Here is a 14,893-nt window from a genome sequence, read left to right as displayed (position 1 = left end):
CTTCTTCCTCAGGTGGTGGTTCAGGAGCGGACGGGGGCGTCGGCGAGGACGTCCCCGACCGCGGTGACGATGAGCGCGAGGGAGACCGCGCCCGGGTCCGGGGTACCCACGCTGCGCTCGGCCAGCGGGCGCGCCCGACCGACTCTCGGCCGGAGCGCGGCGGTCTCGCGGGCGGCCTCGGTCGCGGTGCGCGCCGCGGCCGGCCAGGCGGTGCCCACCGGCTCGCCCGCGTCGACCGCGCCGACCAGGGCGTCGACGAAGGGGAAGAGGGCGTCGAGCATCGTCTTGTCGCCCAGGTCGGCGCCGCTGAACTCCTTGAGCTGGTCGGCGGCGCTGCGGACGGCGTGCGCGAGGGCGTCGCCCGTGACGGCGTCGGTGTTGCCGAGCTGCTGACCCGTGCGGTCGAGCAGCAGGCCCCAGAGGATCCCGCTGGTGCCGCCGGCCTTGTCGCCGAAGGCCGAGCCGGCCGCGGCGAGGACGCTCTGCACCCCGCCGCCCTGGGCCGCGGTGGCGTCGGCGGCCTCGGTGGCCGCCAGGGCGCCGCGCGACATCCCGATGCCGTGGTCGCCGTCGGCGGCGACGGCGTCCAGGCGGCCCAGCTCGTCCTTGTGCTCCTCGACCGTCGCGCTGAGCGCGGCCAGTGCCCGGCGGGCCACCTCGGCCGCGGCCCGCGACTCCTCGGTGGCCTCCGCGACGGTGGTCCGGGCCGACTCGCTGCTCACCTGGCGGTGCGTCGTGAAGCGGGTGCTCGTCGCCGGGGTGCCGCGGCGGAACGCCGGGGTGTCGGCGGGCGCGGTCCAGAAGGTCTCGAGCTCGTCGTCCAGCCACGTCACCGAGAGCGAGCAGCCCGCCATGTCGAGGCTGGTGACGAGCTCGCCGACCTCGGGGCGTACGAGGCGGACGCCGGCCTGCTCGAGCAGCGGGGCGACGAGCCCGAAGAGGACGAAGAGCTCGTCGTACTTGGTCGCGCCCAGACCGTTCACGAGGACCGCCGCGCGTCCGTCGGCGTCGGCGGGCCGTTCGGCGAGGACGGTCTCGACGAGCTTGGCGGCGAGGTCGGGTGCCGGCATCCACGCGTCGGAGGTGATGCCCGGCTCGCCGTGGATGCCGAGCCCGAAGTCCATCCGGCCGCGCTCGACGTGGAAGAGCGGTTCCCCGGCGCCGGGCATCGTGCAGCCGTCGAAGGCGACGCCGAAGGAGAAGGTGGCCGCGTTCGCGGCGCGCATCACCCGCTCGACCCCGTCGAGGTCGAGGCCGGCCTCGGAGGCCGCGCCGGCGATCTTGTAGACGGTGAAGGTCCCGGCGATGCCGCGCCGGTCGCCCTGCTCGGCCGGCGGCGCCGAGGCGATGTCGTCGGTGACGTAGACGATGCGGGTGTCGATCCCCTCGGCGCGGAGGCGGTCGGCCGCGACGCCGAAGTTCAGCCGGTCGCCGGCGTAGTTCCCGAAGCCCATGACCACGCCGGCGCCGCCGTCCGCCGCGCGGCAGACGCGGTAGACCTGCTCGGCCGAGGGGGAGGAGAAGAGTCCGCCGAGGACGGCCGCGTCGGCGAAGCCGGTGCCGATCACCCCGTTGTACGAGGGGTAGTGGCCGGCGCCGCCGCCGATGACGAGGCCCACCTTGCCCTCGAGCGGCCCACCGGCCCGGACGAAGCCGGACGCGTCGGGCACCCGCTGGACGTGGTCGGGGTAGGCCAGCGCGAACCCGGCCAGGACGTCGTCCTTGAAGGCGGCGGGGTCGTCGTAGACGTGGGTCACGGGCGTCTCCTCTGACGTCGGCGGGCGGGGCGGGAGGCGTACGGGGTGCTCACGACCCCGGTCCGGCACGCGCTCCAGGCACCATCGTGCAGGCGGTCCTCCGGCGCCCGTGCGGCACCCCGACGCCAGAGGGGGTGGCCGGCGGACCGACCACCCCCTCGGGGACGTGCACCGAGCGGTTCAGCTCACTCGGCGAGGATGCCGTACAGCTCGCGGCGGAGCTGGTCGACCTTCTCCTTGGCGCGGGCCTGCTGGTCGGCGTTCGCGCCGCGGAACTGCTGCAGGCTGCCCATCAGCTTGCGGGCGGCGTCGCGCAGGTCCGAGCCGGCCCCGCCCTCGCGGGCGTTGTCGAGCGCGGCGTCGATCGACTCGCGGTTCTCGGCCACGTGGGCCGTGCCCTCCTCGGTCAGGGAGTACGCGCCACGCGGGCCGTCCTCCTTGGTGACGAGGCCCTCGTCGACGAGCTGGGCCAGCGTCGGGTAGACCGAGCCGGGGCTCGGCTTCCAGGCGCCGTCGGTCTTGTCGGCGATGGCCTTGATGAGGCCGTAGCCGTTGGACGGGCCCTCGGCGAGGAGGCCGAGGATCGCGCTGCGGACGTCGCCGCGGCGGGCGCGGGGGCCGCCGGGGCCGAAGCCGCGACCCGGGCCGAAGCCGCGGTGGCCGCCGCCGAAGCCACGACCGGGGCCGAAGCCCGGGCCGCCGTCGCGGTCGCCCTCACGGCCGAAGCCCGGACCGAAGCCGGGGCCGAAGCCGGGGCCACCGTCACGACCGGGGCCGAAGCCCTCGGCGCCGGCCGCGGCCATGGCGGCCATCCGACGGAAGGCCTTGGGCGGGATGAAGCCCTGCGGGGCTGCGTTGAAGTGGTGTCGCATGGTGTCTCCTGGACTGTCTGGTCGCCGTCCTCGTGGCGGCGTCACCGATATATCGCCGATAGTCTAGAAGATATTCCGAGTGTTCTTCAAGGGGTTGTCCTCGGGACGTCGGGGAGTGCAGGGGAAGGGGCGGCCGCCCGCGGTCCAGGCGCGAGGCGGCACCGTCCTCCACGACGCGCACCTCGCAGGCTGCGCGCGGCAGCAGAGGGTGCGCGAGGCCGTACCCGCCCGACCGGCCGAGCCGGGCGCAGGGGCGCTGCTGCCGGTCGTTCTGCGCAGAAGGAAGCGCCAGCTGGCTCCGAAGGGCCCCTACGCAGCCCGACAGCTCAGCTGGCGCTTCCTTTTGCGCGGACCGGCTGCAGCAGGACGGGGTTCGGCCGTGCGGCTCCCTGGGGCGCGGGGACGCCGAGCCGGGGTCAGCCCGCACGCGCGCGCCGGTACCCGCAGAGAGCTGGTGCTTCCCGCAGCGCATCTGTCGCGGGAACCACCGGCTTTTCACGTGAACGTGAAAAACCTGAGGCCAGTGGGACCTGGCTGGCGAGGGGCGGGCGGGGTCCGCGGAACGCGAGGCCCGGCTCAGACGGGCCAGCCCTCCGGGCCCTGGGTGCCGGCGGCGTACGTCTCCATGGGCGTCTCGTCGGCGGCCCAGGCCTTCAGCACGGAGTCGACGATGCGCCAGCACTCGACGGCCGTGTCGCCGCGGACGGCGAGCAGGGGGTCGCCGTCGAGGACGCCGGCGAGGACCTCGCCGTACGCGGGCAGGCGGCCGGGGCTGAGCTCGGTGTCGAGGGTCACGTGGTCGATGCCCATCGGGTCGTCCTCGCCGTTGACGTTGAGGTCGAGCGCGATGGCGTCGGGGCCCATGACCAGCCGCAGCCGGTCGGGCTCGCAGGTGCCGGTCAGCCCGGTGGGGAGGTGCGGCACCGGCTTGAAGGTGACGACGACCTCCTTGCGCTGGGTCCCGACCGACTTGCCCGAGCGCAGCCGGAAGGGCACGCCGGCCCAGCGCCAGTTGTCGATCTCCAGCGTCACCTCGGCCAGGGTCTCCGTGTTCCGTGCCGGGTCGACGCCGGGCTCGTGCACGTAGTCGGGCACCTCCCGACCGCCGATGGAGCCGGCGCTGTAGCGGGCGCGGCGGGACGCCAAGGCGGCGTCCCCGCCCCAGACGCGGGTGGCGCGCAGCACCTCGGCCTTGGACTCGCGCAGGTCGAACGCCGAGACCGACCCGACGGGGTCCATCGCCACGAGGGCCATCACCTGCAGCAGGTGGCTCTGGATCATGTCGACCAGCGCGCCGGCCTTGTCGTAGTAGCCGGCGCGACCCTCGAGCGTCAGCGGCTCGTCGAAGACGATGTCCACGCTGGCGACGTGCCCGGCGTTCCAGACGGGCTCGAAGATGCGGTTGGCGAAGCGCACGCCCAGCAGGTTCAGCACGGTGGCCCGCCCGAGGAAGTGGTCGACGCGGAACGTGCGGTCCTCGGGCACCAGGCCGGCGAGGCGGGCGTTGAGCGCCTTCGCGCTGGCCTCGTCGGTGCCGAACGGCTTCTCCAGCACGAGCACGGTGCCCTCGGGGAGCTCGACGTCGACGAGCGCGTCGCACGCCTTGGCGGTGACGGCCGGCGGCAGCGCGAAGTACAGCGCGGGGGCCGCCTCGCCCGCCTGCACGAGCCGGCGCAGGTCGTCGGCCTTCGTCACGTCCGCGCGCTGGTACGAGGTCGTCGCGAGCAGCGCGTCGATCGTCTCGCGCGACACGTCGCCCTTGGTGAGCGAGTCCTCGAGCCGGTCGTGCCAGGCCGCCGCGTCCCAGTCCTCGGCCCCGGCGCCGACGAGCACCAGGTCGCGGCGCTGCGGTTCCGCGTCGAGCAGCTTGCCGAGCGCGGGCATCAGGAGGCGGTGGGCGAGGTCGCCGCTCGCGCCGAGCAGGACGAGCGTGCGGATCGGGGTGTCCGGCAGCGGGGCGCCGTGGACCGACATGGCCTGGTCGGGCGTGGCGGACGAGATGCTCATGACGGCTCCGGCGGGTCGGCGTGGACGCCTCCGGCGGTGCCGGACGCATGCTCACGCTAACGACGCCTGGCGCCCACCAGCGGGAGGCCCTGCTGGGGGGCGACATGCCTCAGCGGCGCCGCCAGGTCGTCCGCGCGACGACCGTCCCGCAGACGCCGGCCACGGCCGTCGCCGTCCCGCCGACCAGCGCGCCCACGAACAGCGCCGGGTTGTACGCGCCGAGGACCATGAGCATCCCTCCCGCGACGAGCAGGGCCATCACCATCACCGCGGCGAGCAGGGGCACGAGCGCGCCGGAGGGGCGGGTCTCGACCGGCTCCGCGGGCTCGGCGCGCAGCGCCGGCGGCGGCGTCCGGCGCGGACCGAGGTCGGCGAACAGCACCCGCAGGTCGCCCTGCGAGCGGGCGGCCATTGCGCGGGCGAGCCGGTCGTCCAGCTCGGCCGGGTCGAGCCGTCCCGCGGCGTAGTGGTCGGCGAGGGCGTCGCAGGCGGCGGCCCGCTCGACCTCGCCGACGCGCAGCGCGGCGCCGGGCCCGAGGGTGAGCGGGCGGGTGGGGGAGGGGCGGTGGGAGTAGGGCGTCAGCTGGTCCACGTACGGCAGCCTCGCCGCCGTGCGGCAGCGGCGGAAGGCCTCGGCCCGGTCCGGGGACGCAGGTCGGAGCAGCCCGAGACCCGGGTCGTACGCGCCCTGCCCGGCTCTGGCGGACGGGGTCAGACCGGGTAGACGGTGACCGCCGTCGCCTTCACCGCCAGGTGCACCGCGCGCCCCGGGTAGAGGTCCAGCTCGCCGACCGCCGCCGCCGTCACCGCGGCGGTCACCGTCTCTCCCGAGGTGGTCTCGGTGGTCACGCGGACCTCGTCGGCGTACGGCTCGAGCTCGACCACGCGCGCCGTCAGCACCGTGCGGGGGCTGCCGTGCGGCGCGTCGACGAACACCGACACCACCGACGGCGCGAACGCCGCGGCGACCGGCGACCCCGCGGGCAGCCCGGCGGTGCTCGCCCCGACGTGCAGACCGAAGGCCGTGGTGACGCCGGCGGGTCCGGCGGTCCCGAGCAGGAGGTTCAGCCCGGCGAGCCGGGCCGCGAACGGGGTCCGCGGGTGGCGCAGCACCTCCGCCGTCGGGCCCGCCTCGACCACGCGACCGGCGTCGAGGACGACGACCCGGTCGCTGAGCAGGAGGGCGTCGAGGAGGTCGTGGGTGACCAGGACGCTCGTGCGCCCGACGAGGACCTGGCGCAGCACGCGGCGCACCAGGGGGGCGAGCGTGACGTCGAGCGCGGCGAGCGGCTCGTCGAGGAGGAGCAGCCGCGGGTCCGTCGCCACCGCCCGGGCGATGGCGACGCGCTGCGCCTGGCCGCCGGACAGCTGCGCGGGCCGGCGCCCCGCGAGGTGCTCGGCCTCCACCGCCGCGAGGCAGGTCCGCGCAGCCTGCTCGGCCGCGGGGCGGCCCACCCCGGCGGCGCGAGGTCCGAAGGCGACGTTCGCGAGGACGGTGAGGTGCGGGAAGAGCAGCGGGTCCTGGGCGAGCAGCCCGACGCGCCGCCGGTGGGGAGCCGGCCAGCGCCGCGCAGCCACGTCGAAGAGCGGCTCCCCGTCGAGCTCGGCACGGCCGGTGTCCGGCCGCACCGTGCCGGCGAGGACGCCGAGGAGGGTCGACTTTCCCGCGCCGTTCGGGCCGAGCACCGCGAGCCGCTCGCCGTCGCCGACCTCGAAGGCGACGTCGAACCCGCGCTCCTGGAGCCGTGCGGAGAAGGACAGGGCCACCTCAGAGCACCCGCCCCGTACGGCCGGCGGCCAGGCCGACCACGCCGACGGCGACGGCCACCAGCAGCAGCGAGAGCGCGACGGCGGTGCTCGCGTCGGTCTCACGCTGCAGGTAGATCTCCAGCGGGAGGGTGCGCGTGACCCCCTGGAGGCTGCCGGCGAACGTGAGCGTCGCGCCGAACTCCCCGAGGGCGCGCGCGAACGCCAGGACCGACCCCGACAGCAGGCCGGGCAGCACCAGCGGCAGCGTCACACGGCGCAGCACGAGCGTCGGCCCCGCCCCGAGCGTGGCGGCAACGGTCTCGTAGCGCTGCCCGACCGCCCGCAGGGTGCCCTCGAGGCTGACCACCAGGAAGGGCAGCGAGACGAACGTCTGCGCCAGCACCACCGCGGTCGTGGAGAAGGCGACCTGGAGCCCCAGGACCTCGAGCGCGTGCCCGAGCAGTCCCCGCCGGCCGAACGTGTAGAGCAGCGCGATGCCGCCGACCACCGGCGGCAGCACCAGCGGCAGCAGCACCAGGGCGCGGACGACGCGCTGGCCGGGGAACGCCGTTCGGGCGAGCACCAGCGCCATCGGCACCCCCAGGACCAGGCACAGCAGCGTCGAGGCCAGGGACGTCCGCAGGCTCAGCCCGAGGGCGTCGAGCGACGCGGGGCTCGTGACCAGCGCGCCGAAGCGCGCCCAGTCCACGCGCGTGGCCATGGCGACGAGGGGCAGCACCACGAAGAGCGCCCCGAGCGTCGCGGGGACGTAGACCCAGAGGGGTACGCCCGACCAGCGGCGAGCCATCGATCCCGGGTCCCGGTCAGGCCGGGCCGAAACCGGCGTCGGCCAGCACCTTCTGGCCCTCCGTCCCCGTGACCAGCCGGACGAACTGGCCGGCGAGCTCGCCCTGCCTGCTCCCGCTCAGGGCGGCGACCGGGTAGGTGTTCACGGCCTGCTTCGACTCGGCGAAGGGGATGCCCTTGACCTGGTCGCCCGCCCCCTTGACGTCGGTGACGTAGACCAGGCCGGCGTCGGCCTCGCCGGAGGTGACCTTGCCCAGCACGTCGGTGACCGCGTTCTCCTCGCTCACCGGCTCCAGGGTCGTGTTCGTCGCCTTCTCGATCGTCTGCGCAGCGGCCCCGCACGGCACCTGCGGGGCGCAGAGGACGACCTTGACCCCGGGCCTGGTCAGGTCGGCGAAGGAGGTGACCCCGGCCGGGTTGTCCGGCGGGACCGCGATCTCGAGGGTGTTGGTCGCGAAGTCCACGGGGGAGCCCGCGACGAGCTGGTCGTCGACGGCCTTCTGCATGTTCTTCGTGTCGGCGGAGGCGAAGACGTCGGCGGGAGCGCCCTGCTGGAGCTGGGTGACGAGGTCGGACGACCCCGCGAAGCTGAACGTCACCGTCGTGCCGGGGTGAGCAGCCTCGAACGTCGTGCCGAGCGTCGTGAACGTCTGCTTCAGCGACGCGGCCGCGAAGACGGTGAGCGTCTGCGTGCCCGCCGAGCTGCTCGTCGGACCGGACGCGCCGGGCGTCGCACCGCACGCCGCCACCAGGGCCAGGAGGGCCGTGCTCGCGAGCGCCGGCGCGACGCGCGAACGCGGCCTCACGCTGCGGACCCGGAGCCGCCGGGGGTCTCGACGATCACCGTGGTGGCCTTGACGACCGCGACGGCGACGGATCCCGGTTCGAGGCCGAGCTCGCGCACGGCCTCGCTGCTCATCAGGGAGACCACCCGGAACGGCCCGCACTGGAGTTCGACCTGCGCCATCACCGTGTCGGCCTGCACCGCGGTGACCAGGCCGACGAAGCGGTTGCGGGCCGAGCGCTCGACGCGCGAGGGGTCAGCCGCCGGGTTGGCGTGCGCGCGGGCGAACTCGGCGAGCGCCCGCCCGTCGACGACCTTGCGGTTGCTCGCGTCGGTCTCCACCGGCAGCGACCCGGCCTCGATCCAGCGGCGCACGGTGTCGTCGCTGACGCTGAGGAAGGCCGCGGCGTCCCGGATGCGGATCTTCGGCACGAGCGCGATCTTACGTCAGCAGGTGCGGCACGATAGGCGGCGTAGTTCCGCGAGAGCGGAACCGAGAACGCTCCCTGAGCTCGTCGAAGGGCCTCGGAGAGGTCGGCGTTCCGACCCGAGCAGCACGCGGTGGAATGCTTCCTGAGCTTGTCGAAGGGCCTCGGAGAGGTCGGCGTGCCGAATCGAGCCCAACGCGGTGGAACGCTCCCTGAGCTTGTCGAAGGGCCTCGGAGAGGTCGGCGTGCCGAAGCCGCCGCACGCTAACCCGTTCCGGGCCCTTCGACAGGCTCAGGGAGCGTGCTTGCCCTTCGACAGGCTCAGGGAGCGTGCTTGCCCTTCGACGGGCTCTGGGGAGCGTTCGGCGGCGCTTCGACAGGCTCAGGGGGCGTTCGTGGGGCCCGGCCGATGAGCGCGGGCGTCGAGGCCGGTCGTAGAGGCGCGGGCGCATGCCCGTCACGAGGCGAACCATCCAGGAGGAACGCATGCTCGCCGGTTCACCCGCCTTCCACGGCTTCTCGGTCGACGACATCCCTGCGGCACGGGCCTTCTACGCCGACGTGCTCGGGCTGGAGGTGAGCGAGGAGAACGGGATGCTCTGGCTCCACCTGGCGCAGGGCACCCGCACGCTCGTCTACCCCAAGCGGGACCACGCGCCGGCGACGTACACCGTCCTGAACTTCCCGGTGCCCGACGTCGAGGCGGCGGTGGACGCCCTCGTCGAGCGGGGCGTGGCCTTCGAGCACTACCCCGGGATCGACGACCCCAAGGGCATCCAGCGCGCGTGGGGCCCGACGATCGCCTGGTTCACCGACCCCGCCGGGAACGTCTGCTCGGTGATCGAGGAGTGAGGCCCGACCGGCCCTCGAGGGGCCGGTCCCAGGCCACGTCCGGCGCGGCCGGTCCGCTGCGCGCGGGGTCGGGACCGGGGCCGGGCTGGCAGCGCGGGCACCACCAGGTGCGGCGGCGCTCGGCGTCGCCGGGCACCTCGTCGACGACGCGGACGGGCGTGCCGCAGCGCAGGCACGCCTTGCCGGCCCGGCCCGAGACCCAGTGCGAGCGGCCGTCGCGGGTGTCGCCGGTGGTGACCTGGTAGGCGCCGGGCACCAGCGCCGAGTGCCGCAGGCAGCGGGCCGCGAGCGTCACCAGGGCGGGCACGTCGAGCTCGCCGACGGGCGTCCAGGGGCTCGTCCCGCGCAGGAAGCAGAGCTCGTTGACCCACAGGTTGCCGAGCCCGGCGAGGTTGCGCTGGTCGAGGAGGGCGGCCGCCACGGGCCGGTCCGGCTGCGACTCCAGCCGGCGCACCGCCTCCGGCGCGGCCCAGTCCTCGCGCAGCGGGTCGGGGCCGAGGTGCCCGACCGCGTCGACCTCCCGTGACGTCGGCAGCACCTCCACCACCGGCAGGTCGAGCCCGTACGCCGTGGCGCCGCTGTCCAGGGCCAGCAGCACCCGCACCGAGTCCATCAGCCGCGCCGGCAGCCGCTTGCCCGCGCCGACGACCGTCCAGCTGCCCGACATCTTGAGGTGCGTGTGGAGGGTCAGCGCCTCGGCCTCGGTCGTCACGAAACGCGTGAGCTGGTGCTTGCCGTGCGTCTCGATCGAGGCGATCGACGCCCCGGCCAGGTCGAGCGTCGCGTACGCGGGGACGCGGAGCTCGGCCCGCGTCACCCGGCGCCCGACCAGCGCGGGGCGCAGCTTGCGCGCCAGCACGTAGATGCTGTCTCCCTCGGGCACCCCGCCAGTGTCCCCGTCGCACTAGGGTCGGGCCATGGCGGTCGCGGCGGTGCTCCCGGGCGCGGCACCCGTGCGCCTGGCGCCGGCCGTCGCGCTGCTGCGTCGCCTCCCGCGCCCGCTGACCCTCGGCCTCTGCCTGGCGCTGCTGCTCACCGCCGGCGGGGTGGTCCTGGCCCGGGTCGCGCCGCAGGACGCCGACGTCCCCCTCTACAGCGGGACGGTCGCCGTCAGTGCCGGCGGCGTCGTGACCGAGGTCGCGACCGGGGACGCGGCGCTGGTGCCGGGGACCCGGGTGCTCGCGGGCCCGGGCAGCGCCGCGGCCGTCGCGGCCGAGCAGGCGTGGCTCGACGCCGGCACCGCCCCGGTCGTCCCCGGCCTCGACGGCGACCTGGTGCGCGGCGCGCTGCTCGACCTGCACGTCCTGACGCAGGCGTACGGGGTGCCGGTGGCGGGCTGGAGCCCCGCCTGGCGCTACGTCTGGCCGCGGGACGCGGCCTTTGCGGCGGTCGCTTTTGCGCGCACCGGCCACCTCGACGACGCGGGGCGGATCCTCGATTTCCTCGGCCGGGTGCAGCCCGCGTCGGGGGTCTTCCAGGCGCGCTATCTGCCCGACGGCAGCGGGGTGCCCGACGACCGCGGAGCCCAGCTGGACGGGGTCGGCTGGGCGCTCTGGGCGACCGCCGAGGTGGCCGCGACGCTGCCGCCTGCCGCCCGAACCGCCTTCCTCGCGCGCCACCGGGGGCTCGTCGACCGTTCGACCCGCGCGGCCCTCGCCGCCACGGCCGGGCCGAGCGGGCTGCCGCCCGCCTCGCCCGACTACTGGGAGGTGCGCGAGACGCGCACCACGCTGGCCACCGCCGCGGTGCTGCGTTCGGGCCTCCAGGCCGCCGCCCGCGTGCAGACCTGGAACGGCGACGCGGTCGCCACGGACCGGGCGAGGGCGGGGGAGGAGCGCCTGGGCTCCGCGATCGCGGCGACCTTCGGCGCGCACGGGTATCCCCGTCGGCTCGGGGGTCGGGCGGGTAGCGTCGACCTCGGTGTGGCCTTCCTGCTGCCCCCGTTCGCGACGGACGTGGACCCGGCGGCGTACGCGCGCTTCGAGCAGGCGGGATCGCTGCTGGCCCGCCCGGCCGGGGGCCTCGCGCCCGGCGGTTCGTGGAAGCGCGACGGCGTCAGCTGGACGCCGACGACGGCGACCTGGGCCCTCGCAGCCGCGGGCAGCGGCGACACCAGGCAGGCGCTGGACCGCCTCCGCTGGCTGGCCGAGCACCGGACGGCGGAAGGTTCGCTGCCGGAGAAGGTCCTCGCCGACGGCCACCCGGCCGCCGTCGCCCCGCTCGCCTGGACCGCGGCCGCGGTCGTGCTCACGGCCGACCTGCTGGCGCCCGCGGGGGATGCGGAGCGCTGACCTCTTCGAGGCCCTTCGACGGGCTCAGGGAGCGTTCCTGCGCTCGGGGAGCGTTGTTGCGCTGACCTCTTCGAGGCCCTTCGACGGGCTCAGGGAGCGTTCCTGCGCTCGGGGAGCGTTGTTGCGCTGACCTCTTCGAGGCCCTTCGACGGGCTCAGGGAGCGTTCCTGCGCTCGGGGAGCGTTGTTGCGCTGACCTCTTCGAGGCCCTTCGACGGGCTCAGGGAGCGTTCCTGCGCTCAGGGAGCGTTCGGCGGGCTCAGAGAGCGAGCGTGCGCGTGGTCAGCGGGAGCTGAGGATCGCCCAGACGAGCAGCAGCACCAGCGCGACGCCGCCGCCGGCGGCGAGCAGCACGACCACGTCGAGGCCGCCCTTGGTCGGCGGCTCCTTGACCACCGGCGGGAGGCCGCGACGGGCGCGGTGCAGGTCGCGGCGCCGCTCGTAGTCGTGCTCGACCGCCTTGCGCGGGTCCTGGCGCCCGTCGAGCTGGGCGGGCCCGGCGACGTAGAGCAGGTTGAAGACCACGAGGGCCTTGAAGCGGTACCAGAGCCCGAAGCTGTCCTGAGCCGGAATGTTCTGCTTGCTTCGCGTCACAACAGTTAGTGTACGAAGTGTTAGCGGGCGCGTAAAGTTCTGCGGTGTGACGACCGAAACACCAGCGAACGCCGGTACCGAAGCGGGCGTCGACCCGCTCGCCCTCGAGCGCCAGGTCTGCTTCGCCCTCGCCGTGGCCGCGCGGAACGTGATCGGGGTCTACCGGCCGATCCTCGAGCGGCTCGACCTGACCCACCCGCAGTACCTGGTGATGCTCGCCCTGTGGGAGCGCTCGCCGCTGACCGTGACCGAGATCGGGCGCCTGCTGCAGCTCGACCTGCCGACGCTGTCGCCCCTGCTCAAGAGGCTCGAGGCGCTGGGCCACGTGGACCGGCGCCGCAACCCGGCGGACGAGCGCAGCTTGCAGGTGAGCCTGACCGAGAGCGGCCGGGCTCTGCGGGAGGAGGCGCTCAAGGTGCCGGGCGCGGTCATGGAACAGCTCGAGCTGACCGAGGACGACGTCGTCTCCCTGCACGCGGCGCTGGTCCCGCTGATCACCCGGAGCCGGGCCGCGCTGGCGAGCCGTACGGGTGGCTCACGGCTCTGAGAATCTGCTGTCACCTCGCGCACGACACGTTGTCGCCACGAGGGCTGGGTAACACGCACTCGGCGCCGGGCAGACCCCGCGCGGCGACCAGAGGCCCCAGGAGGAAGGTTCCATGAGCACCGTCAAGAGCAGTGTCGAGGTCGACGTCCCCGTCAGCACCGCGTACAACCAGTGGACCCAGTTCGAGTCGTTCCCGCAGTTCATGGACGGCGTCGAGTCGATCACGCAGGCCACGGAGACCAGCAACCACTGGAAGGTCAAGGTGGGCGGCGTCGAGCGTGAGTTCGACACCCAGATCACCGAGCAGACCCCCGACCAGGTCATCGCCTGGAGCTCGACGGGTGGGGACACCGGCGGCCACTCCGGCCGCGTCCTCTTCACCTCCCTCGGTGCCTCGCGCACCAAGGTCGACGTCGAGCTGGGCTGGGAGCCCGAGGGCATCGTCGAGAAGGCCGGCGCGGCGCTCGGCTTCGACCAGCGTCAGGTCGACTCCTCGACCCGCGACTTCAAGACCTTCATCGAGTCCCGCGGCACCTCCACCGGCGAGTGGCGCGGCGACGTCTCCGGCGGCAGCGCGCACTGACGACCGTCCGCACCTCCGGGCGGTGACGGCCCTGCCGGGTCGCGACCGCCTCCGACGCCCCAGACCCGCGAGGTCTGGGGCGTCGTGCGTCCGGGGTCCTAGCCCCCCGACGGGGGCACGGTCGGGCGGCGGACCTGGTAGCCGCCCACCGTGGCCACCACCGGCCAGCGCCCGATCGTGCGGCGGGTCGCGCGGCTGAGGCCCGGCGCCGTCCGGAACCGGACCACCACGGCCAGCCGGCCGCTCGCGAGGTGGTCGGTGAGGAACGCCTGCCACTGCTGGTTCGCGGGCCGGCTCACGTGCCGGGCCGCCGACGGCTGGAGGTCGTAGGAGTAGCCGCTCGGGTCGACGACGACCGGGCAGCGCAGGGCGAGGTCGCGCCGCAGGGCGCCCGTCTCGACCAGGGCGATCGGGTCGTCGGTGGTGACGCAGCCCGGCACCTGCGCCAGGACCCGCTCCAGGGACGCGCCCGGGAAGCGTGAGCCGGGGTGCAGGGCCGGCAGCGACACCGCGGCGCAGCCCAGGACGGCCGCGACCACGAGCACCCCGGCGGCGGCCCGGAGCGGACGGCCCCGCTCGCCGAGGCGGGCGACCGCGGAGCCGACGACGAGGGCCACCGACGGGGCGGCGAGCCCGGTGTAGGCGACCGACCAGGGCGGGGTCGCCAGCAGCACGGCCGTCGTGACCACGAGCAGCAGCGCGGCGAGCCGGCCGACCGGGTCACGCACGGCCAGCACGAGCGCCGCCGCGCCCAGGACGAGCGCGGCGCCGGCCAGCACCCTCGTGCTCGCGATCCCGTGCAGGCCCGACCACCCGGCGACGTCGACCACCCGCTGGGCCAGCCCGCCCGGCACGCGGCGGCGGCCCAGCTGGTCCAGCACGACCATCCGCCACATCGGACCCGGGGCCGCCACGAAGAACGGCAGGCAGACGAGGACCGTCGTCCCGACGGCCCCGGCGAGCACCAGCCCCGCCCGGCGCACGCCCAGCCGGGCCGTGGCCCAGCCGACCAGGGTGAGCACGACCGCGGCGCCCCAGATCTTGGTCCCCGTCGACACCCCCACCAGCGCGCCCGCGGCCACCAGCGGCCAGACCGGCCCGGTACGCCGGTCGCGCCCCGCGGTCAGCAGGGCCACCGCGCCGAGCAGGCACGACGAACCCACCGCCTCCAGCGAGGTTGTGTGCTCGCTGACCACGGCCGGGACGCAGAGCGCGTATGCGGCCGCGCCCAGCACCGCCGGCCAGCGCCCGCGCCGGCGCAGGACGACGAAGACGAGCGCGGCGCTCACCGCGCCCGCGGCGAACCAGGCCAGCCGGGCCAGCGCGAGGGCGTCCGGGTCGCCGACGACGGCGCCGAGCGCGGCGAAGGGCAGCAGGGCCAGCACGATCCCCGGCGGGTGCAGCAGGAGGAAGTCGCGGTAGGGGAGCACCCCGTGCGCGAGGGCCACCGCGGAGGCGTAGTAGACCGAGCCGTCGTAGCCGATGCGCCCGTGCAGCCCGCCGCTGCGCAGGTCGACCGCGAGCGGGACCGCGAAGGCGAGCGCGGCGAGCCCCAGGACCCAGGCGACGTCGACGCGCCGGGAGCGCGAGCGGACGGGCAGGAGCACCAGGACCTCCAGGGTG

At 75.2% G+C, this 14,893-nt stretch carries 15 protein-coding genes and 1 pseudogene; 4 read left to right on the top strand and 12 right to left on the bottom strand.

From position 1 onward, the window contains the following. Window positions 1-20: 20 nt before the first annotated feature. The 9 genes and pseudogenes from BMY04_RS01080 to BMY04_RS01045 all read right to left on the bottom strand — a co-directional run bounded on the left by BMY04_RS01080 (window position 21) and on the right by BMY04_RS01045 (window position 8,408). Window positions 21-1,757, bottom strand: coding sequence for a dihydroxyacetone kinase family protein (locus BMY04_RS01080; protein WP_091177286.1), 1,737 nt, complete (start codon window positions 1,755-1,757; stop codon window positions 21-23). Window positions 1,758-1,942: 185 nt separating this feature from the next. Continuing rightward, window positions 1,943-2,629, bottom strand: coding sequence for a PadR family transcriptional regulator (locus tag BMY04_RS01075; RefSeq protein WP_198409871.1), 687 nt, complete (start codon window positions 2,627-2,629; stop codon window positions 1,943-1,945). Between the two features lie 576 nt (window positions 2,630-3,205). After that, a complete protein-coding gene (locus BMY04_RS01070) occupies window positions 3,206-4,636 on the bottom strand; it encodes a glucose-6-phosphate dehydrogenase (protein WP_198409870.1) in 1,431 nt (476 codons plus the stop codon). Window positions 4,637-4,745: 109 nt separating this feature from the next. Further along, complete coding sequence (locus BMY04_RS01065; RefSeq protein ID WP_139209697.1) at window positions 4,746-5,228, bottom strand: DUF1707 SHOCT-like domain-containing protein; 483 nt, start codon at window positions 5,226-5,228, stop codon at window positions 4,746-4,748. A gap of 119 nt (window positions 5,229-5,347) precedes the next feature. Further along, window positions 5,348-5,536 (bottom strand): TOBE domain-containing protein, encoded by a 189-nt coding sequence (locus BMY04_RS23740; RefSeq protein WP_456299021.1) that lies wholly within the window; start codon window positions 5,534-5,536, stop codon window positions 5,348-5,350. A gap of 441 nt (window positions 5,537-5,977) precedes the next feature. After that, window positions 5,978-6,337: pseudogene (locus BMY04_RS23735) on the bottom strand (ATP-binding cassette domain-containing protein); the annotation flags it as partial. Between the two features lie 67 nt (window positions 6,338-6,404). Then, window positions 6,405-7,193: an ABC transporter permease gene (locus BMY04_RS01055; RefSeq protein ID WP_091177283.1), complete on the bottom strand. Its 789-nt coding sequence runs from the start codon at window positions 7,191-7,193 to the stop codon at window positions 6,405-6,407. A gap of 16 nt (window positions 7,194-7,209) precedes the next feature. Beyond that, on the bottom strand, window positions 7,210-7,998 hold the full coding sequence (gene modA / locus BMY04_RS01050) for a molybdate ABC transporter substrate-binding protein (RefSeq protein WP_091177282.1): 789 nt from the start codon (window positions 7,996-7,998) through the stop codon (window positions 7,210-7,212). Next, window positions 7,995-8,408 (bottom strand): TOBE domain-containing protein, encoded by a 414-nt coding sequence (locus BMY04_RS01045; RefSeq protein ID WP_091177281.1) that lies wholly within the window; start codon window positions 8,406-8,408, stop codon window positions 7,995-7,997. The genes modA and BMY04_RS01045 overlap by 4 nt, the downstream gene beginning before the upstream one ends. Before the next feature lie 446 nt (window positions 8,409-8,854). Between BMY04_RS01045 and BMY04_RS01040 the strand changes: the two genes are divergently transcribed. Further along, window positions 8,855-9,256 carry a VOC family protein gene (locus BMY04_RS01040; protein ID WP_232506019.1) on the top strand — a complete coding sequence of 134 codons (402 nt, stop codon included), beginning with the start codon at window positions 8,855-8,857 and terminating at the stop codon, window positions 9,254-9,256. Here BMY04_RS01040 and BMY04_RS01035 read toward each other — a convergent pair. Continuing rightward, entirely contained in the window at window positions 9,213-10,139 is a 927-nt protein-coding gene (locus BMY04_RS01035) for a DNA-formamidopyrimidine glycosylase family protein (RefSeq protein ID WP_091177279.1), read from the bottom strand. The two genes, BMY04_RS01040 and BMY04_RS01035, sit on opposite strands and share 44 nt — an antisense overlap. Window positions 10,140-10,173: 34 nt before the next feature. On the opposite strand from BMY04_RS01035, the gene BMY04_RS01030 reads away from it, so the two are divergent. Next, window positions 10,174-11,547 (top strand): glycoside hydrolase family 15 protein, encoded by a 1,374-nt coding sequence (locus BMY04_RS01030; protein ID WP_091177278.1) that lies wholly within the window; start codon window positions 10,174-10,176, stop codon window positions 11,545-11,547. Between the two features lie 281 nt (window positions 11,548-11,828). Here BMY04_RS01030 and BMY04_RS22215 read toward each other — a convergent pair whose 3' ends face one another. Then, on the bottom strand, window positions 11,829-12,140 hold the full coding sequence (locus BMY04_RS22215; protein ID WP_139209696.1) for a hypothetical protein: 312 nt from the start codon (window positions 12,138-12,140) through the stop codon (window positions 11,829-11,831). 46 nt (window positions 12,141-12,186) lie between these two features. Here BMY04_RS22215 and BMY04_RS01020 point away from each other — a divergent pair, with 46 nt between their 5' ends. After that, a complete protein-coding gene (locus tag BMY04_RS01020) occupies window positions 12,187-12,687 on the top strand; it encodes a MarR family winged helix-turn-helix transcriptional regulator (RefSeq protein WP_091177277.1) in 501 nt (166 codons plus the stop codon). A gap of 112 nt (window positions 12,688-12,799) precedes the next feature. Next, the gene (locus BMY04_RS01015) at window positions 12,800-13,270 is read left to right on the top strand and encodes an SRPBCC family protein (protein WP_091177276.1); all 471 of its coding nucleotides are present in this window, start codon (window positions 12,800-12,802) and stop codon (window positions 13,268-13,270) included. A gap of 98 nt (window positions 13,271-13,368) precedes the next feature. Here the strand turns inward: BMY04_RS01015 and BMY04_RS01010 are convergent, their stop codons facing one another. Then, window positions 13,369-14,877, bottom strand: coding sequence for a hypothetical protein (locus BMY04_RS01010; protein WP_091177275.1), 1,509 nt, complete (start codon window positions 14,875-14,877; stop codon window positions 13,369-13,371). Window positions 14,878-14,893 lie beyond the last annotated feature (16 nt).

It is taken from the genome of Microlunatus flavus (assembly GCF_900110855.1).
GTDB lineage: Bacteria > Actinomycetota > Actinomycetes > Propionibacteriales > Propionibacteriaceae > Microlunatus > Microlunatus flavus.
This window is presented reverse-complemented; position numbering and strand designations above follow the sequence as displayed.